This window comes from Phenylobacterium sp., from assembly GCF_044372605.1.
Classification (GTDB): Bacteria; Pseudomonadota; Alphaproteobacteria; order Caulobacterales; family Caulobacteraceae; genus Phenylobacterium.
Map to the genome: position 1 here is coordinate 1 of NZ_JBILRO010000039.1, position 19422 is coordinate 19422.

Consider the following 19422-nt stretch of genomic DNA (forward strand, 5'->3'; position numbering starts at 1 on the left):
CGCATCTGGCCGGCTGGCGACCGCTGGCGCGAGGGTGAGGAGCTGGCTGGGTTTGAACTGGGGCTGCACGTGTGACGAGTCCGGATGGACTCGGAACGTGCGCTATGTCGATTTATATCCCATTGATATTATTGATGAATATTCCGGAAATAAACAAGGTTTAAACGCGATTCACAACGCTTGCTAGTATGCAAAGCCCAGGACGCCGTATAGTCCTTCGCCCCGGTGGTCACCGGCCAGTCTGACCCGGTACTGAAGCGCCAGATCAATGTAGGAACGCGGCGCCCGATAGGCGTCCTCCCGGGTCCAGAGCCGCAGCCATACACCGGGGCCAGCGCTCAGCGTCGCCTCGCGGGACAAACCGCTATCGTAGGCCAAGGTGGCGCCTGCAAACGGCGCCACGATCAGGTTCCCGCCGCCCGGCTGGAAAGCCCGCCCGTAGCGAACGTCGGCGAGGGCGAAGGTATTGTTGGCCCCAACCAGGTGCGCCACATCGACATAGACCTGGGTGAGGGTGGAGGTGGTGCGGTCCCGGCGCAGGTCGACCCCTTCCGTCCAGGACCAGGCGGCGCGGATCATCCCGTCGTTCAGCGCCCTCGACCCCAGAGCCACAAGTCCGCTGGCTTCCAGCACCAGATTCTGGCTGGCGAGCGGCTTGTAGCGTCCACCAATCCAGCCCTGCAGGGTCTCTGATCCCGTGGGATCCCCCCTGCGGGAATCGAGCGACTGGAACGCCCGGACAAAGACCTCGAGCATTCGACCATCATTGTAGCCCAACGGTCGGTAATAGATCTCGCCGCCCACCTGGACGTTCCCCGACCCGGCCCCGGGGATCCGGCCGGAACGCGCGCCAGCATCGTCGTAGAAGACCGAGGCATAGGCCCCTGCCCGCCGGTCTAGATCAGCCAGTTCGCGCCGCACCCCGTAAAGGGTCTGGCTCCCGAGACTGGCGGCTTCTCCCCCGTCGACCGCGCGGCGCAGATAGCGGATCGCTGCGCCCTCGTCGCCCGCGCGGCGCGCGCTGTAGGCGGCGTTCAGCGCCAGCTCGCCAGATACCGGCTGCAGGGCGTCGGCCCGCGCAAAGAAGCGCTGCGCCAAGCGGTCGTCGCCGAACTTAGCGGTGATGTAGGCAAGGTTGGCGGCGTCATCCCGGGTGAGGGTCTCGTCGTCCGCCAGCTCGCGGGCGGCGGCAAGGGTCTCGGAACTGCGCGCCAGGCTCGACAGCGCATAAACCCGCCCCCGAAGCATGGCCGACCGGGCGTCGGGCGACGGAACGTCCGAGGCCGCCGCCGCCGCGCCATAGGCCCTTGCCGCATCCTCCCGGCGGTTGGCGGCGTCCAGCGCATAGGCCAGGCGTGACTGGACCGCATAGCTGGTGTCGAACTGCAGGGGCTCAAGCGCCGCCACCCTGGCCGCAGCATTTCCCGGCGCGCCCAGCGCATCGGCCAACGCGAGCCGGACCCCGCGAAGCTGGGCATTGGACAATCCTCCCGCCTCGACCGCCGCCGCAAAGGCCCGCGCCGCCGCGACCGGATCGCGGGCGGCATAGCCGGCGTTGGCCAGGTCCAGCCCCGCCGTCTGGGCCGACGCTGCCGACGCCAGCAATGAGAGGGCAAGACATCCGCCTGCTATCCAGGACTTCATGACGAGCCCCGCGCGATCCGGTCCTGCTCGGCGATGGCGGCCGCGATCGCATCTGCGCTCACCACGCCCAGACGCAGCAGATGTTCGCCAATCCTGCCGTCACGGTCTGGACGATAGCTGTCGAGCGCAGCATCCACGGCTTCGGCGCTGACCGCACCCTGACGGACCAGCAGATCTCCCAAGAGTGGCGGCGTTGTCTCTCGCGGCGAATAGGGGGCGCCCCGCAGCGTCCGGAGCGCGGCCATGATCTCGCCTTCCCGGGCGATCCGCTCATAGGGCGCATAGCCGGTTTCGACCTCAATCAGCCGCCGCTGCGCCACGCTCAAGGGTCTTGCGACCGCAAGGATCGGCCCACCGTCCGGACCACGCCCGATGGGCGCCGCCCGCATCCGGATCCAGAGCGAGAGCGACCCCAGGTCAAGGTGATTGGCCAGCACCTCGGGCGATATGCTGGCGCGCGGCAATTCGGCCTGGGTGGAGATCGCCTCGGCCAGGGTCTCGTCGTCGAGCCAGCCCGAGGCCATCATGATCTGGCCCAACGGCTGATTTGTCCTGGCCTGGGTGTCGAGGGCCGCCGTGAGCTGGACAGGCGTGATGGCGTCCCAGGTAGCCAGGATGTCACCGAGTCGACGACGATCCGGGGCCAGCATCGCGCCGGCGGGAAACTCGTGAGCCGTCTTGTCCCAGGCGATTGGAACCCTGGAGATCAGGTGTCCGGTATAGATCCGCACCGCGCGGAGTGTAGCTGCGAAACTGACGAGCGTTCCGGCCACCATGCGCGGCGCCGAGACCATCGCCTGCTGCCACCCATAGATCCGGTTCACGAAGTACATCCGTTGGGCGATACGAAGCACAAGGGCGACTGTATTGAAACCAAACACCGTCGCCACAAGAGTCTGCCACGCCTCGGGGAACGCCAGCAGGTCCCAGCCCAGAATGATCGTCGCGCCAAGGTAGTTCAGCAACAGCAGATAGGCCGCGACGACCAGAGGCGCCGACAACAGGGCCTTGCGATCCCGGACAAGGAAGTAGTTGGTCCGGAGCGATTTTGACCACCCCAGTTGCGCCCAGCCCTGCAGCGTGATGCCGATCATCCAGCGCGCCTTCTGGCGGAAGGACGTCCGGAAAGTGTTGGGGAAGTACTCGCGCACACACAAGGGCATGCGCACGGTGACGTAGCCGTCCTTATCGGCGTTCCGGCCCGGTCGGTAGAACCGGTAGTCCACGTCATACCGGGCCATGATGGCCCGCAGGCCCTTGGCGGCGAGGCGTTCGCCCACGTCATAGTCTTCCGTAAGCGTACTGGTGTTGAACGGCTGCCCCTTGCCGTTGCGCAGGACCGTGATCGCACGGTGGGAAAAGCAGGTCCCGACACCTGCCGAGGGCACCGTTCCTGCAAAGGACTCGCGCACCACCAGGTCCTTGGCGTGCCACTCGGCGAATTCGTCCATATAGGTGCCGGCGATCAACTCGCGCAGGCCCCGCTCGAGCGCCACTACGGGCAGCTGGATCATGTCCTTGCGCGGCAAGAGATAGTTGAAGAACTTCAGCTCCAGCGGATGTAGCACGTCCTCACAGTCGTGCAGGACGACGCCGGCGTACTCCCGGCCCGTGGCCAGCTCCTCTTGCCGGATGGCCTCCAGGATGTGGTTCAGGCAATCGGCCTTGGAGGTCGGCCCGGGATAGGTCGTCTGCACCCGGACAACCCGCTTGTGACGACGTCGGGCGCGTTCGACCTCGGCGATGGTGTCCGCATCATTGGGGTAGGTCCCGACAAATATCTTGTAGTCCCGATAGTCGAGAACACTGACCGCGTTCTCGATCATTGCGGAGATCACCGCCTCCTCCTGCCAGGCCGGGATCATGATGGCGAGCGGCTGCTCGGCGCGCTCATGCAATGCGGACACCGGCAGCGGCGTGTGGCGAGGTCGAACGACCAGCGAGCGGTAGATCTCCCGCACCCAGTACCAGCCGTCGACCAGCAGATCATCGATAGAGAATATCGCGATCAGCACGCCCACGACGACCGTGGCGATCTGCAGGGCCAGGATATAGGCCTCGATCATGATCTAGCCTGGCTGCCGTTCGCGGCGCATCGCCGTCACGCGCGTCGACGACTGGCCGTCGCCCCCGCATCGTCCACGAGACGGGGTGCGTTGGCGGGTCGCCATGCCTCAACAGACTGGCCAGCGAGCACGCGCACGATCCGAGCGGCCGCCGCGCCATCGCCAAACAACTGCCGGCGGCTCGCCTGCGCCCTGTAGGCCTCGGCGTCATCCAGCAGATGGTTCACCGCCGACACGATCAGATCAGGATCAGAGCCGACCAGGCGCGCAACTCCTGCCGCGGCGGCTTCCTGCCGCTCGGTGACATCGCGCGTTACGATCACCGGCTTTCCGAGCGCCGGGGCTTCCTCCTGGACACCGCCGGAATCGGTAAGGATCAGATCGGAAAGCTGCATGAGCCGAATGAAGGCGAGATAGTCGAGCGGCGGGATCAGGAGGATGTTGGCTTGTCCGCTCAGCGCCTCCCGCACCGGGCGCTCGGCGTCCGGATTTGGATGCAGCACATAGACGACCTGGAGGTCGTCGCGCTTGGCCAAACGCAGCAGGGCAGCGCAAACCCCGCGCACGCCCTCGCCCATGTTCTCACGCCGGTGGCCCGTCACCAGCAGCATGCGACGGGCAGGATCCAGCGACGGCAAGCCGGCATCGACGCTGCGCTGAAGTGCGTCATCGTTGGTCAGCATGGCGGCGCAGGCCTGCAACGCATCAATGACGGTGTTTCCGGTGACCACGACGCGTCCGGGTGCGGCTTCCAGCAGCAGGTTCTCACGCGCCTGGAGCGTCGGCGCAAAAAGCAGCTCACTGAAGGCGTCGACCACACGCCGGTTCATTTCCTCGGGCCAGGGGCTTTTGAGATTGTGAGTCCGCAGGCCGGCCTCCACATGAGCGACCGGAACACCGCGCCCAAACGCCGCCATGGCCCCGCTCATCGCACTGGTCGTGTCCCCTTGAACAACCACCCAGTCCGGCTGGACCTGGGCCAGCACGGCGTCGACCCCGGCCACGACCCCTGCGGTCAGTTCATTGAGATTCTGCCCGGCCCGCATCAAGCCAAGGTCGAAATCCTGGTGGATGCCGAACAGCCGCAGCACTGGCGCCACGAGGTCCCGGTGCTGCCCGGTGACGCAAACCACGGACTCAATATCGGGCCGGCCCGCCAGGGCCAGTATGACCGGTGCCAGCTTTATGGCCTCCGGTCGCGTCCCAATAATCGTCAGTACCTTCAACGACGTGCGCCCTTAGCGAATGGCTCGCCCCTGGCGGCGCTCCCTAATCGAGTATCCGAAACAGTCGCACAGTTTTGGTCAGTTAATCATGAACGGGCGCTGCCCTTCGACTGTTCGCGCTATCTAGCAAGACTGGACGCCGACACCAGTGGATTTTCAACCCGAAGCCGATTGAAGTACAATCACTTATGAGTTGCGAAAGCGTCCCACTGCGAGCGGCGCGAGAGCGGCGGCCACGCCTGCGGCGTTGGATACGAGGTCCTTCCACTGGAAGGTTCCTGAGACCAGAGCGAAGATCTGAGCCACCTCGAAACCGGCGCCGAGACCCAGAAAAGTCCCACCGATCAACCAGGGGTTAATCCGCGGAAAAGAGACAATCGCCAGCAAGGTCATCAGGTAGCCGTAGACCACATGCTCCACGACGTCAGGTGCCGGTGCGAACCGCGATGCGTCGTGCATCGGATTCAGGGCTCCCGAGACGACGACGGCCAAAACGGCGACAAGGGCGGCGCGGCCGGCCCAGAGGATGACGGTCTGCATAGGCCTCAAATAGGGCGTCCCGGCACCGGCGCCACCTTGTCGACGGATCGCAACCAGGCCAACACGTCGGCATTGAGCTCCATGGGGTAGGTGTGGCTCAGATCGTCGACTTCGCGATAGGAGACCCTGGCGCCGGCCCGCTCCAACCCTTGATAGGCCGACCTTGCCATCGACACCGGGAACATCCAGTCGAGCGCGCCGTGCGTCAGATAGACCGGCAGGCCGGTGATCCTGGCGGGATCCGCCATCTGGGCCAGCATGGGGTGGAAGGCCGAAGAGGTGAGCGCAAGGTGCGTGAACGGCGAGCCTGGCTCGAGGCCACTGACGGCTGCAAAGGTGCCTCCGTCGCTCATTCCGGCCAGCAACAGCCGCTCCGGATCCACGTCCCAGCGCTGCCGCACATCTCCGAGAATTCGGGCCAGGTTAGGCGTATCCAGATCGTCGCCGCTGATCGCCCAGGTCCGGCCCATCGACGTCGGCGCCACCAGGATCGCGCCGTAAGTCCGCGCATCCCGGAGCCAGCTCCAGAGAAACGACCGGCCATGGCCACTGCCGCCATGTAGTGCCATCACCAGGGGCGTCAGAACATCGGGGTCGTAATCCTCCGGTACATAGACCGAGTACCCCCCCCTGGCGGCGGCATCGTTGTCGACGTGATGCACCCCCGTAGTGGGACCCGGGCTCGCCAGGCGGGCCAGTCGGTCAACGTCATCGCGCCGGGGAGGGTCAAGAAACAGGCGGCTGACGTGTGGGAGGTGCTCCGCCAATGGATAGAGCGCCTCGAGCGCGCGCGGTCGGTGGCGTAAAGCGCGGAAAACGGGGCCGATATCGTCAGCTCGATCAACGGCGGCGCGGAGCTCGGCGAAAGCCTGGATCGTCGCCTCGCTCGCGGTCCGAAGTGCGACACCAAGGTCTGCCAGACCTGGCGTCCAACGCTCCAGTCGCGGGAGCAGGGCGATAAGGGCCCGGTCCGGCTGCCCACAGGCGTCCAGGACGGCCGACAGGTCAGGCGGGTGCAAATACCGGCTGACAAACCCCAACGCCTCAACCGCCTGAAGCAGCGTCGGCAACATCAGCCTCAGATCCTCGAGTTCATCCGGTTCCATACCTGCGCCCCGTACTGCACCGGAAATGCATTGAAAACATGCCGACTCCGGCAGTAATCGATTCACCAGATGCTGCTATTGGTGAGTTGTCCAGACGGACAACCCTGCGGTCTGCGGGGGTTCACCCAGGCACAGGTCCACATGGCCATGTCAAACCTCTATCGCCGACTGGCGCCGCTCATTCTGACCATCGCCATGGGCGCGCTGGCGCTGGGCTTTGCGACAGTCACCCTCGTCGCCTGACCGACACACCACGGTCTGCCGCCCGGTCCCGACGCCGAGCACATACCGAATTTTCTGGGCCACAGAGGGTTTGTCGTTTACAGAAGATTAAGGAATTCAGGGCGCTCGCGGAAATCTTCTGGCCCCCAAACCTCCCCCCGAAAGGTTGCTGGGTTTATGGCCGTCGTTGAGCGTTGCGTGTTTACCGTGATCCGTCATGAGGGCGTGTGGGCCGTCGAAAGCGCCGGGGAGTTTTTCGGCCACTCCGTTGACAAGGAAGTCGCCAAAGCCGCCGCCAACAAGCGCGCCCGCGTCGTCCAGGAGGGCGGCAGACCCTGCCAGGTCCGCGTCAGCGGCGAGACAGGCTTCTACGCCGTCTGAGTCCGGCTCTATCGCTTCTTTCCGAGTTCGGCTGCGATGTCCTTGGTCAGGCGACCGACCTTCCGGTGTGCGGCGGCTAGCTGATCACGGGTCACGCCCCAGCGTTTCATCCAGTACTCGACCGCCTTGCGCTCGGTCAGGTCGAGGCGTTCCTTGTCGATGAACCCGCGTTTGTCCTTCAGACCCGCCATCAAGACCCCTTCAATACTGCGACTGACCCGCCGCTGGAAACCCGTTGTACGGGAATGCGTTTGCCAGCATAGGCGCAAGATGCGATGATGAGAGCGTCAATCGTTCCAAGGTTCGCGCGCTCTCCACGTTCTTTCTCCGGATTGAGCCCCGAGCCCAAACGATCCTCTTCAACACATTGATCTCGCGGGCGCGTCGTTCGCGTGACCTCATCTCCCGAAAAGGGGACTGACTATGGCTAGCGGCGTCGTGAAGTGGTTCAACGCCACCAAAGGCTTCGGTTTCATCCAGCCGGATCAAGGCGGTCCGGACGTGTTCGTGCATATCTCCGCTGTGGAACGCGCCGGTCTCGGCGCGCTCAGCGAGGGCCAGAAGGTTTCCTACGAGCTGGAGCGAGACCAGCGCAGCGGCAAGACGTCGGCTGGTCAGTTGCAGGCCGGCTAAGACCCACTTGGCGGGCACGCGCCCGCTGGACTATCAACGGGTCGGCTCAGCGCCGGCCCGTTTTGGTTGGCGCCAGCCGGTCGCCGCCTGAATTGAGAAAGGACTGAACTGCATGGCGAAGGAAGAACTCGTCGAGTTCGACGGCCTGATCACCGAGCTCCTTCCGGAGGGCCGCTTCCGTGTGCGGCTCGAGAACGATCACGAGATCCTGGCCTACACGGCCGGCAAGATGAAGAAGAACCGCATCCGCTCGATGGTCGGCGACAAGGTCACGGTCGAGATGACGCCCTACGACATGGACCGGGGCCGGATCACCTTCCGTCACCGCGACGCCACGCCCCGCGTCGGCGGCGGCCCGGGCGGCGGCCAACGACCGGTCTATCGCAAGCGATAGCGCGGCTGCCCCACAGGCGACGGCCCCATAAACGACACGACGATTGACGCAGCCTCTCTCCTCCCCCGTCGGGGGAGGGGGACCGCGCGTAGCGGGGTGGAGTAACCATGTTCAGGTGGTGGCGTTCAAGCTCGCCCTATCCGCTTGATCTCCCATTGAAGGTCTATGCCCGCCTTGGCCAGCACATCGGCGCGCACCGCCTCGCCCAGGCCTTCAAGGTCTGCGGCGGTGGCAGGTCCGGTGTTGATCATGAAGTTGGAATGCAGGGGCGAGAACATCGCCCCGCCAAAGAGTTTGCCCCGCCAGCCGGCCTCATCCACCAACTTCCAGGATGACTGGTCAGGAGGATTCTTGAACGTGGACCCGCCGGTCTTTTCCCGGATCGGCTGGGTTGTCTCCCGGCGCGCGGTGATCTCATCCATGCGGGCCTGCACTGCAGCAGGATCATCGGGTCGCCCCTGAAAGGTCGCCTCGACCCAGATGATGTCCGCTGGCGCCGCGCTGTGCCGATAGGTGTAGCCGAAATCCGCCAGGGCAAGGTCCCGCCGCACGCCGGCACGATCGTAGCCCCAGGCGGAGACCAGAACATCCTTCGTCTCGGCCCCATAGCAGCCGGCGTTCATCGTGAGCGCGCCCCCGATTGTGCCAGGGATGCCCGCGTAGAACTCAAGGCCTGCCAGACCTGCCTTTGACGCAGCCCGCGCAACCGCTGCGTCCAGCGCAGCAGAGCCGGCGATGATGTGGTTTGCCTCTACCTGGATCCCGGCGAACGCGCGCCCGGCCAGTCGGATGACAACACCCGCCACGCCGCCATCGCGGATGATCACATTGGAACCAACCCCCAGCACCGTGACAGGCACGTCCTGCGGCAGGTCCCGCAGAAACCCGGCCAGATCATCGGCGTCCGCCGGCAGGAACAGGACTTCCGCCGCCCCACCGACCCTGAACCAGGTGAACGGTCCCAGCGGCTCATCGCGCAGCAGCTTGCCGCGCACCTTCGGCAAGGCGTCCAGCCAGTCGCTCACGTCGCCAGCGCGTCCAGTTCGCCGGGCAAGGCATAGGCCCAGCTGGTGATGTCGCCTGCGCCCAGCAGCACCACGAGGTCGCCGGCCGTGGTTTCCTGTCGCACCATGGTCGCCAGATCCGCCGGCGCCCCCAGCGCCAGCACGCGACGGTGGCCGTAACGACGCAGGCCCTCGACAAGGCTGTCGCGACTGACGCCTTCGAGCGGGGCCTCGCCGGCGGCATAGACGTCAGCCACGATCACCGTGTCGGCGTCGGCGAAGCAGGCGCAAAACTCGTCGAACAGGTCCTTCAGGCGCGAGTAGCGGTGCGGCTGGACCACCGCCACCACCTTGCCGGATGCGACGGCTCGAGCCGCCTTCAGCACCGAGAAGATTTCAACGGGATGGTGGGCGTAATCGTCAACCACGCGGACGCCGCCCGCCACACCCGTTGTGGTGAAACGCCGCTTCACTCCGCCGAATTCGGTCAACCCCTTTCGGATCGCCGCCTCGTCCAGACCCAGTTCCCGGGCCACCGCCACAGCCGCCAGCGAGTTCAGCACATTATGGTGCCCCGCCATCGGCAGGTGCAGATCGGCATAGCGAAGCGCATCGCCCTCGCGGGGCCGGATCACGACGTCGAACCGGGCGCCATCTGGCCCCATTGTGATGGCTTCTGCGCGCACTTCGGCCTGTGGATTGACGCCGTAGGTGACCAGTCGGCGGTTCTCCACCCGGGCGGCCATGGCCAGAACTTCGGGATGGTCGGTACAGATCGCGGCAAATCCATAGAAGGGGATGTTCTCCACGAAATCGCGAAACGCCTTCTTCACGGCGTCGAAGTCGCCATAGTGGTCCAGGTGCTCGGGATCGATGTTAGTGACCACGGCGCACGTCGACTTCAGCTTCAGGAACGTGCCGTCGCTTTCGTCGGCCTCCACGACGATCCAGTCGCCGGTCCCGACCTTGGCGTTGGTGCCGTAAGCGTTGATGATGCCGCCATTGACGACGGTCGGGTCCAGCTCGCCCGCATCCAGCAGGCTGGCGATAATCGAGGTCGTGGTGGTCTTGCCGTGCGTGCCGCCCACCGCGATGGAGAACTGTAGTCGCATCAGTTCGGCCAGCATCTCGGCCCGGCGGACCAGCGGCAGTCGCCGGTCGCGGGCGGCCACCATCTCTGGATTGTCGTGCTTTACCGCGGTCGAATAGACGATGGCGTAGGCACCCTCCACATTGGCCGGATCCTGGCCGATGAAGATCTTAGCGCCCAGCTTCTCCAGCCGTTCGGTATTGGCGCTGGCCTTGGCGTCGGAGCCCTGAACTGTGTAGCCGGTGCGCATCATGATCTCGGCAATGCCGCTCATGCCGATGCCCCCGATGCCAATGAAGTGCACGGGGCCGATTTCGAAGGGGACGGGGCGACGAGTCATCTCGATGTGCTAGCCCATTCGAGCTAGCCACGGAATATCAGAACGCAAGCAGGCCGGCAGGTGGTTCAGACAGCGATCCGGCGACGCTCAGCTATCCGCCGTCGCCTCAACGACGTCAGCCAGGCGTTCGGCTGCGTCCGGGATCGCCACAGAGCGCGCCGCTGCCGCCATTCGCGCCAACCGCTCGGGGTTCTCCAGTAGCTTCATCATCGCCCCGGATAGCGAGGCTACGGTGAGTTGGCTCTCCCGCGCGATTTCGGCGCCGCCCGCCTCCGCAAGCAGTCGCGCGTTCTGGCCCTGGTCATCATCCAGCGCTATCGCCAGCGGCACGAGGATTGAAGGCCGGCCCGCCACCGCAAACTCACACACTGTCCCGGCGCCCGCCCGGCCGATCACCAGATGAGCCTCCTTCAGACGTCCAGCCATGTCCCGGAAGAAGGGCGAGATCTCGGCGTCGACCAGCGCATCCCGATAGATCCGGCGCGCGGTGTCCATGGATTCTTTCCGGGTCTGCTGCTGGACTATCAGCCTGGCGCGAAGGGCCTCGGGAAGCGCCTTCACCGCTTCGGGCACGAGTTCCGACAACAGCCGCGCGCCCTGACTGCCGCCGGTGACCAGAAGTCGCAATGGCCCGTCGGGCTCGGGCGGCACATAGGCGACATCGGCCAGAGCCCGGATGGGCGGACGCACAGGATTTCCCACCACCTTGGCCCGAGCCGCGACCTTGGCCGGAGCCTTCATCAGTGTCGGAAATGCGCAGGCCACCGTCTTTACCCAGGGCGCCAGCATGCGGTTGGCGCGGCCCATGACGGCGTTCTGCTCATGGATCACCGTGGGGCGGCGGTCCAGGATCGCGGCAACCAGGGCCGGCGCTGACGGGTAGCCGCCGAAGCCTACCACCACACTTGGGTTGATCTGGTGGAACAGGGCCCGGGCCTGCAGGGCGCCACGCATGACCGCGAACCCGGCGCGCGCCATGCCGACGGGGTCGCCGGGTCGGAACGTCGCCGCGGAAAGGCCGATCTGTCGCTCTGCCGGGAAGTCCTGGGCCAGGCCCGCCACGCGCTCATCCGACGCCAGCACAATACCCCACCCCCGGGCGATCAACGCCTCGGCCAGCGCCTGGGCTGGAAAGAGATGGCCTCCGGTGCCTCCCGCAGCGACGACGGCGATCCTGCGCATGATGCCTTGCCCCTAGCTGTAGGTCCCGGCCTTGGACAGGCCGTCATTGTGGCTGTAGGCGCCAGGGCGGCGGCGCGTCAGGGCAAGGGCAAGCCCCAGCGTCAGTCCCATCGCAATCATCGAGGATCCCCCGTAGGAAATGAAAGGCAGCGTCATGCCCTTGGTCGGGATCATGTTGAGGTTGACCGCAAGGTTGATGGCCGCCTGCTGACCGACCAGAACGAAGAGCCCGGCGGCCGCCACCTGCTGGAACGGGTCATTGAGCTTCATGGCGCGCTGCAAGCCGCGGATCACCACGAAGCCGAACAGAGCAATGACCGCCAGCAAGAACACCAGCCCGAACTCCTCGGCGCCCACCGAGGCGGCGAAGTCCGTATGCAGGTCCGGCACGTGTCGCTTCATGACACCCTCTCCCGGCCCACGACCAAACAGCCCGCCCGCAGCCTGCGCCACCCCGGCAGCGTCCACCTGATGAGTGTCCGCCTTCTCTGGCGAAAAGAACCGATCTACCCGGCTGGCCACGTGCGGGAACAGGAAATAGGTCGATGACAGGCCGGCCAGCGCCGCGACGGCCAGCAGGATCACCCACGACATCGGAACACCCGCCATCCAGAAAACCGCTCCGAACGCGATGGTGACCAGCACTGTCTGGCCAACATCGGGCTGGATCAAAAGCAAGCCGACCGAAACGGCGAACAGGGCAAAGGCGATGGAGACGCCCGGAACCCCATTACCCTTCTGCCCCTCGGAAAACATCCAGGCGACCAGGATGATCAACGCCGGTTTCATGTACTCGGAGGGCTGAAAAGTGAAGCCGGCGAACTCGATCCAGCGGTTGGCGCCCTTGGCCTCGTGGCCGATGAATGGCAACGCGATCATGATGGCGATCGCCGCCACCCAGATGAAGAAGGCCGCACGCCGGACTCCCTTTACGTCGAGCATGGATACGCCGACCAGCACAAATGCCGCGACGCAGGCGAAGACACACTGGCGGACCGCGAAGTGAAACGGGTCGCCGATGCTCATCCGCGCCGCAGCCGCCGGGCTGGCAGCAAACGAGACCACGACACCGATACAGATCAGAACGGCGACCATCCCCAGCATCCAGCGGTCGACGGTCCACCACCAGACCCCCAGCACAGAACGGTCGGATCGTGGAAAGGCGTGTGCGTTGCCGGCGGTCGTCATGCGGCGTTTCCTGTCGAATGCGTGGCAGCGAGCGTCTGAACGGCGGCCCGGAACGCATCACCGCGGGCTTCGAAGTCGGCGAACTGGTCGAAGGAGGCACACGCCGGAGACAGCAGTACGATCGCCTCGCGCCCGGAGGCCCTGGCGTCCTGGAATGCAGCCTGAACGGCGGTGGCGAGATCGCCGCACCTGACCGCCTCGGCCTTTCCCTCAAGGGTCCCGGCGAATGCCTCACTTGCCTCGCCGATCAGGTAAGCGCGAACGACGCGGGGAAACAGATCCGCCAGATCCTCGATACCGCCGGACTTCGGCTGACCTCCGGCGATCCAGTAGACCTTGGGATAGCTCGACAGCGCCTGGCGCGCGGCGTCGGCGTTCGTGGCCTTGCTGTCGTTCACGAACCGGACCTTGCCCAGGATCGTGACTGTCTCCATGCGATGGGCCAGTCCGGGGAACGACATCAGGGCCCGGCGGGCCTGGCCCGCGTCGATCCCGATCCCCCGGACGGCGGCGTAGGCGGCGGCGGCGTTTTGCCAGTTGTGGCGACCGGGCAGTGAGCGGGCCCGCTTCAGATCACAGACCTCCGTCGTGCGTTCGCCGGTGGCGTCGTAGAGCAGCCCATCAAGGGCGTAGACTCCGCGCCCGATGGTTTTGCTGGCCGAGATTGCGACAGTCGTCCGGCGATTGGCGGCGGTGATTTCCGTGCAGATCTGACTGCACCATTCGTCGTCGACTCCGATGACCGCCGTGTCACCCTTGCCCTGGTTCAGCAGGATCCGGCGCTTTGCGGCCACATAGTTGGCCATGGTCCCGTGGCGTTCCAGATGGTCGGGCGAGATGTTCAGGATGATCGAGACGTCCGCTTTCAGGCTGGTGGTCAGGTCCAGCTGGTAGGACGAGAGTTCCAGCACATAGACCGCACCGCCATGCATGTCGTCGAGGCTCAGCACGCCCTGACCGATATTGCCGCCCACCCGCACATCTCGCCCGGCCTCGGCGCAGATGTGGCCGATGAGGGCCGTGGTCGTGGACTTTCCATTGGTGCCGGTGATGGCGATGATCCTGGGCCGCCTGTGTTCCGGTGAGGCATTGACCGTGCGGGCGAAGAGCTCGATGTCGCCCAGGATCTCCACGCCCGCGGCCTTGGCCTTCGCCACCGTCCAGTGCGGTTCCGGGTGTGTGAGGGGTACGCCAGGCGACAGCATCAGGGCGTCATAGCCGGCCCAGGCGGACCGGGAGATGTCGGTCAGTTCAAAGCCTTCGGCGACCGCCGCGTCGCGTGAGGCCGGCTTGTCGTCCCAAAGCGCTACCCTGGCCCCGCCAGCGATCAGCGCGCGCGCGGCCGCCAGACCCGTGCGGGCCAGGCCGAAGACGGCGACGGTCTTTCCGGCAAAGGCGGTGACGGGGATCATGGAGTTGCGGCCAGGCCCCCTACCTGAGTTTCAGGGTGGCGAGGCCGATCAGCGCCAGCATGATCGAGACGATCCAGAACCGGACCACGATCGTCGACTCTGACCAGCCCAGTTTCTCGAAGTGATGATGGATCGGCGCCATCAGGAATATCCGGCGTCCGGTGCGCTTGAACCAGGCCACCTGGATCACGACGGAAAGGAGCTCGGCGACAAACAGGCCCCCTATGATCGCCAGCACCACCTCATGTCGGGTCGCCACGGCGATGGTTCCGACCGCGCCCCCCAGGGCCAGGGAGCCGGTGTCGCCCATGTAGATCTTGGCGGGCGGCGCATTGTACCAGAGGAAGCCCAGACCCGAGCCGATCAAGGCGCCGCAGAACACGGCCAGTTCGCCCACGCCCGGGACGAAGTGAAGCTGCAGATAGTTTGCGAAGATGAAATTGCCGACCAGATAGGCGATCAATCCGTAGGCGGCGGCCGCGATCATCACCGGCACAGTGGCCAGGCCGTCGAGCCCGTCAGTAAAGTTCACCGCATTGGCCGCACCGACAATCACGAACGCGCCGAAGAACAGATAGAACCAGCCCATATCCAGAAACAGCTGTTTGAAGACCGGGAACGTCACCGAGGTCAGCAGTTCCGGACTTTCCGGAGGCTTGGCGGCGAACAGGATGATCAGGGCGACCGCCGCGACCGCGATCAGGGTCTCAAGACCAAGCCGCGCCCGGCTGGAAATCCCCGCCGTGGTCTGTTTGGTCACCTTGGCGTAGTCGTCAAGGAACCCGACAATTCCATAGCCGCCGGTGACCATCAGCACGGCCCAGATGTAGACATTGCTGAGATCGGCCCAGAGCAGAGTGCCGGTGAAGAGCCCCGCCAGGATCATCACCCCGCCCATGGTGGGCGTGCCGGTCTTCTCGATTACATGCCGCTGGATGCCCTCCGCGCGCATTGGCTGACCCTTGCCCTGCTTGACCTTCATCCAGCGGATGAAGCGCGAGCCAAGAGCCACCACCACCAGCTGGGCCGTAAAGATCGCAAGGCCAGTCCGGAAAGTCTGATACTTCAGCAGGTTGAGGATCGGCACATAGCCCGAGGCGGCATACTGTTCGTACAGCCAGTAAAACATCAGCGCGCCTCCTCAAGTCCGGCCCGGGGGTCGCCGATCGCGATCAGGGCCTGGGCCAACAGCCCGGCCTTCGATCCGTTCGACCCCTTCACCATCACAACGTCGCCGGCCTGAACGACCTGTGCGAGCCGCGGTACGAGGTCCGAGGCCGTCTCCGCGTAGCCGCCCCGTCGAGTCGGCGGAAGGGCGTCCCGGAGCGATTTCATCAGAGGTCCGGCGCAGAACACGAGATCAATTGATGCAGCTTCGATCTGCGAGGCCAGACCTGCATGAAACGCGGTCGCCTCAGGGCCCAGTTCAAGCATGTCGGTCAGCGCCACGATCCGGCGACCAGCCCACTTTCGCGCGCCCAGGGTGGCGATGGCGGATGCCATTGAAATCGGATTGGCGTTGTAGCTCTCGTCGATGAGGGTAAAGGCGCCCCCGGCGCAGGCCACTGTCCGCTCGGCCCCGCGCCCGTCAAGCGGCTCGAACGCCCCCAGCGCAGACTGCCCCGTAGCGGCCTCGACACCCAGAGCCTCCAGCATCAGCAGAACCGCCATGCTGTTCAGGCCCCAGTGACCGCCGGTCTGCAGGATCGGGAACGCCGTCGCCTTGCCGCCAAGCCGCGCCGTGACGATGGCCCGCGCCCCCTCGACCTCAAAACCCGTCAGCTGTGCGTCGCAGGTGGAGCCCGTGCCGAAGGTACGCACCACGGCGCCCGCCTGATCGGCGGCGGCCTTGAGGAGCTCGAACCATTCGTTGTCAGCGTTGAGGATCGCCACGCCGCCGGGTTCTAGGCCTTCAAAGATCTCCGCCTTGGCGCGGGCCACGCCCAGGACACCGTCGGCGAAGTTCTCGGTATGGACGGGCCCCACCGTCGTAACCATGGCCGCATGCGGCCGGACCATGCGGGTCAGCGGGCGGATCTCGTCGGCGTGGTTCATGCCGATCTCGAAGACGGCGCGCTCCGTATCGCGCGGCATCCGTGCCAGGGTCAGCGGAACACCGATGTGGTTGTTGTAGGACTTCACCGAGCTGTGCGCCCGTCCGGCAAGTCGCAACCCTGCCATCACCGCCTGGGTGATGCTGGTCTTGCCCACCGAGCCGGTCACGGCGCCCCGCCGCGCCTGGGCGGCCCGATCGCGGGCGGCAACGCCCAGGGCTTCCAGCGCTGTGAGTGTATCGGACACTCCGACGCAAGGTCCGGCCCAATCCTGTGTCACCAGGGCGCCGGCCGCGCCGCGCGCCCGGGCGGCCTCCAGAAACGTGTGGCCGTCGCGCGCGCCAGCCAGCGCCACAAACAGGTCGCCAGCCTCGAGACTGCGGGTGTCAATCGAGACACCGGTGGCCGAAAACCCGCCGCGCTCAACACCACCCGTCGCCCTGGCAATCTCGGCCGAGGTCCACAGCGGGTCAGCCATGGACGAGCTCCAGTGCCCGGGCCGTCTCGGCCACGTCGTCGAAGGGATGCACGACGTCGCCCACCGTCTGGCCCTGCTCGTGCCCCTTGCCGGCCACCACCAGGATGTCGCCGTCCTGCATCAGCGCGACAGCGGCCCGGATTGCCTTGCGCCGGTCGCCGACCTCGGACATGCCCGCGCCGCCCGCCAGCACCTCTGCACGGATCGCTGCCGGAACCTCGGAGCGCGGATTGTCGTCGGTGACGATCGCCACATCGGCCAGGGTAGACGCGATGGCCCCCATCAACGGGCGCTTGGTCCGGTCCCGATCTCCCCCCGCCCCGAACACCACGATCAGCTTGCCGCGAGTGTGCGGACGCAGGGCGCGCAGCACCGTCTCCAGCCCGTCCGGCGTATGGGCGTAGTCCACATAGGCCTCGCCGCCGCGCGCGCTGGCGCCGACCCGCTGGAGTCGACCGGGCGCGCCATCGATGTTCTCCAACGCAGTGAAGGCCTCGTCGTAGCTCAGGCCCGCCGCCCGACACAGGCCAACGGCGACCAGGGCGTTGGAGGCCTGAAACGCGCCGACCAGCGGCAGGTGCACATCATGAGCCCGCCCCTCGGCGCGGATCGACAAACGCTGACCATCAGGCAGAGGCGTCCGTCCCAACAGTTTCAGCGCCTGACCGGTCTCGCCGACGCTCATCACGCGCTGGCCCGAGACCACAGAGGCGGCGGCAAAGAATGGAAAGGCCTCAGCATCCGCATTCAGCACCGCCGTCGCACCACGCGGCATCAGTTGTTCGAACAGCCGGAGCTTGGCGGAGCGATAGCCTTCCATGGTCCCGTGATAGTCGAGATGGTCCTGGGTCAGGTTGAGAAAGCCGGCGGCCGACAGCCGCACGCCGTCCAGCCGGCGTTGGTCGATACCGTGAGAGGATGCCTCCATGACAAAGTGCGTCACGCCAAGCTGGGTTATCCGCATCAGAAGCTCGGCCACATCACCGGCGTCGGGGGTGGTGAGGCCAGGAGGCGTGATCTGATCGGTTACGCCGCCGGGACGCGAGACCGTAACGCCCAGAGTGCCCATGCTGGCGGAAACGTGCCCGGCGTGGGCGAACATCTGGCGGCAGAAGGTGGCTACCGAGGTCTTTCCGTTGGTGCCGGTCACCGCGACGCATGTCTGCGGCTGGCGACCCCAGAAGTTGGCCGCAGCCAGCGCGTAGCCCCTTCGCGGGTCACGACAGACGATGGTCGGGACCGCCAGATTGAGATCCTGATCAGCGAGCACCGCCGCGGCGCCCGCTTCGACTGCTTTGGCGGCAAAGGTGGCGCCATCCGCCCGCGAGCCGGGAAGCGCGGCGAACAGGTAGCCGGGTTTCACCTTGCGGCTGTCAGCCGTCACGCCCGTGATCTCGGGGTCGACGCCGACGTGACGTTTGATGAGCGATGTCAGGCGCTGGATCACTGAGCGTCGCCTGCGCTTGCGGCGACCGGCGCCTCGACAGGTATGGCCTGGCCGACATCATTGCGGCGCTGGACGCCCAGGAACGGGGCGATCCGCTCGATGATCCTCCCGGTCGCCGGTGCCGCCACCCAGCCACCCGTCGAGTAGCCCGCACTCTTGGCCGTCCCGTTCGGCTCATCCAGCAGGACCAGCACAAAGTAGCGTTTCGTGTCGACCCCGCCGGTGGTCGGGAACACCGCCGCAAACGAAGAGACCTGCCGGTTCTGATTGTAGGCCCGGATCGCGGGGTCATATTTCTCCCCCGTGCCGGTTTTGCCGCCCACCGACAGACCCGGTACGTTGGCGGACTTGCCGCTGCCGCCGGTGACGTTGGCGCGCATGATCGACAGCATCTGCAGCGAGGTCCGCTCCGACATCACGCGGGAGCTCTCTATCTTTGCGCCCGGCTCGACCTTGCGGATCGTCATGGGGACCAGCCTGCCGCCATTCAGCACCGCGCCATAGGCGCGTGACAGCGCTAGCGGACTGACGTTGATGCCGTGGCCAAAGGAAGTGGACGCCACCGCGTCGTCGTTCCAGACCTTCGGCGTCAACGGTCGGGCGCTTTCGATCAACTCCACCTTGGCCGGCGTGGTCAGACCCAGGCCGTTGAAATACTCGCCCATCCGAGATGGCCCCACGGCCTCGGCCAGTTTCGCCGTGCCGATGTTGGACGAGTGCTGGAATACCTCGACCAGGTTCAGGACGGCGCGGGCGGCGTGGTAGTCATGGATGGTCCGGTAGCCCAGCTTATAGGGGAACCGCGCGTCAAACGTGGTCTCAGGTGTGGCGACGCCGCTGTCCAGACCGATGGCCACCGTGAACGCCTTGAAGGTCGAACCCATCTCGAACACCGAGGCAGCCGCGCGGTTGGTGCGGGAGTAGTCACTGGATTTGCCGGGCTTGTTCGGATCGAACACCGGCCAACTGCTCATCCCCAGGATCTCGCCGGTCTGGATGTCCGTGACGATGCCGA

The 19422-nt window shown here is 65.8% G+C and carries 18 protein-coding genes and 1 pseudogene; 4 read left to right on the plus strand and 15 right to left on the minus strand.

The genetic code is table 11. The features are described from left to right. On the plus strand, positions 1-187 hold a 187-nt coding region (locus ACIQ42_RS05575; protein WP_397421221.1), incomplete at its 5' end, for a hypothetical protein. Here the strand turns inward: ACIQ42_RS05575 and ACIQ42_RS05580 are convergent. The 5 genes from ACIQ42_RS05580 to ACIQ42_RS05600 form a co-directional block, all read right to left on the minus strand. Next, positions 184-1644 carry a hypothetical protein gene (locus ACIQ42_RS05580; protein WP_397421222.1) on the minus strand — a complete coding sequence of 487 codons (1461 nt, stop codon included), beginning with the start codon at positions 1642-1644 and terminating at the stop codon, positions 184-186. The two genes, ACIQ42_RS05575 and ACIQ42_RS05580, sit on opposite strands and share 4 nt — an antisense overlap. Continuing rightward, positions 1641-3710, minus strand: a complete 2070-nt coding sequence (locus ACIQ42_RS05585) for a glycosyl transferase family protein (protein WP_397421223.1) — start codon at positions 3708-3710, stop codon at positions 1641-1643. Before ACIQ42_RS05585 ends, ACIQ42_RS05580 begins: the two co-directional genes overlap by 4 nt. 35 nt (positions 3711-3745) lie before the next feature. Then, the gene (gene wecB, locus ACIQ42_RS05590) at positions 3746-4936 is read right to left on the minus strand and encodes a non-hydrolyzing UDP-N-acetylglucosamine 2-epimerase (RefSeq protein ID WP_397421224.1); all 1191 of its coding nucleotides are present in this window, start codon (positions 4934-4936) and stop codon (positions 3746-3748) included. A 186-nt stretch (positions 4937-5122) separates the two neighbouring features. Beyond that, entirely contained in the window at positions 5123-5476 is a 354-nt protein-coding gene (locus ACIQ42_RS05595; protein ID WP_397421225.1) for a hypothetical protein, read from the minus strand. A 5-nt stretch (positions 5477-5481) separates the two neighbouring features. Next, positions 5482-6582, minus strand: coding sequence for a hypothetical protein (locus ACIQ42_RS05600; protein WP_397421226.1), 1101 nt, complete (start codon positions 6580-6582; stop codon positions 5482-5484). Between the two features lie 399 nt (positions 6583-6981). On the opposite strand from ACIQ42_RS05600, the gene ACIQ42_RS05605 reads away from it, so the two are divergent. After that, positions 6982-7185, plus strand: coding sequence for a hypothetical protein (locus ACIQ42_RS05605; RefSeq protein ID WP_397421227.1), 204 nt, complete (start codon positions 6982-6984; stop codon positions 7183-7185). Between the two features lie 8 nt (positions 7186-7193). Here ACIQ42_RS05605 and ACIQ42_RS05610 read toward each other — a convergent pair whose 3' ends face one another. Next, complete coding sequence (locus ACIQ42_RS05610) at positions 7194-7376, minus strand: DUF3606 domain-containing protein (protein WP_397421228.1); 183 nt, start codon at positions 7374-7376, stop codon at positions 7194-7196. A gap of 232 nt (positions 7377-7608) precedes the next feature. Between ACIQ42_RS05610 and ACIQ42_RS05615 the strand changes: the two genes are divergently transcribed. Further along, positions 7609-7818 carry a cold-shock protein gene (locus ACIQ42_RS05615; RefSeq protein WP_397421229.1) on the plus strand — a complete coding sequence of 70 codons (210 nt, stop codon included), beginning with the start codon at positions 7609-7611 and terminating at the stop codon, positions 7816-7818. Between the two features lie 112 nt (positions 7819-7930). After that, positions 7931-8146, plus strand: a pseudogene (infA, locus tag ACIQ42_RS05620) (translation initiation factor IF-1); the annotation flags it as partial. Between the two features lie 191 nt (positions 8147-8337). On the opposite strand, the gene murB reads toward infA, so the two are convergent. From murB to ACIQ42_RS05665, 9 genes are all read right to left on the minus strand, one after another. Beyond that, positions 8338-9237, minus strand: coding sequence for a UDP-N-acetylmuramate dehydrogenase (gene murB / locus ACIQ42_RS05625; RefSeq protein WP_397421230.1), 900 nt, complete (start codon positions 9235-9237; stop codon positions 8338-8340). Further along, a complete protein-coding gene (gene murC, locus ACIQ42_RS05630) occupies positions 9234-10646 on the minus strand; it encodes a UDP-N-acetylmuramate--L-alanine ligase (protein ID WP_397421231.1) in 1413 nt (470 codons plus the stop codon). The genes murB and murC overlap by 4 nt, the downstream gene beginning before the upstream one ends. 87 nt (positions 10647-10733) lie before the next feature. Continuing rightward, positions 10734-11828 (minus strand): undecaprenyldiphospho-muramoylpentapeptide beta-N-acetylglucosaminyltransferase, encoded by a 1095-nt coding sequence (gene murG / locus ACIQ42_RS05635; protein ID WP_397421232.1) that lies wholly within the window; start codon positions 11826-11828, stop codon positions 10734-10736. 12 nt (positions 11829-11840) lie between these two features. Next, positions 11841-13016, minus strand: a complete 1176-nt coding sequence (gene ftsW, locus ACIQ42_RS05640; RefSeq protein ID WP_397421233.1) for a putative lipid II flippase FtsW — start codon at positions 13014-13016, stop codon at positions 11841-11843. Beyond that, a complete protein-coding gene (murD, locus tag ACIQ42_RS05645; protein ID WP_397421234.1) occupies positions 13013-14428 on the minus strand; it encodes a UDP-N-acetylmuramoyl-L-alanine--D-glutamate ligase in 1416 nt (471 codons plus the stop codon). Before murD ends, ftsW begins: the two co-directional genes overlap by 4 nt. 19 nt (positions 14429-14447) lie before the next feature. Beyond that, complete coding sequence (mraY, locus tag ACIQ42_RS05650) at positions 14448-15557, minus strand: phospho-N-acetylmuramoyl-pentapeptide-transferase (RefSeq protein WP_397421235.1); 1110 nt, start codon at positions 15555-15557, stop codon at positions 14448-14450. After that, positions 15557-16960 carry a UDP-N-acetylmuramoyl-tripeptide--D-alanyl-D-alanine ligase gene (gene murF, locus ACIQ42_RS05655; protein WP_397421236.1) on the minus strand — a complete coding sequence of 468 codons (1404 nt, stop codon included), beginning with the start codon at positions 16958-16960 and terminating at the stop codon, positions 15557-15559. The genes mraY and murF overlap by 1 nt, the downstream gene beginning before the upstream one ends. Next, positions 16953-18407: a UDP-N-acetylmuramoyl-L-alanyl-D-glutamate--2,6-diaminopimelate ligase gene (locus ACIQ42_RS05660; protein WP_397421237.1), complete on the minus strand. Its 1455-nt coding sequence runs from the start codon at positions 18405-18407 to the stop codon at positions 16953-16955. The genes murF and ACIQ42_RS05660 overlap by 8 nt, the downstream gene beginning before the upstream one ends. After that, the coding region (locus tag ACIQ42_RS05665) for a peptidoglycan D,D-transpeptidase FtsI family protein (RefSeq protein ID WP_397421238.1) at positions 18404-19422 on the minus strand (1019 nt) is incomplete at its 5' end. The genes ACIQ42_RS05665 and ACIQ42_RS05660, both read right to left, overlap by 4 nt.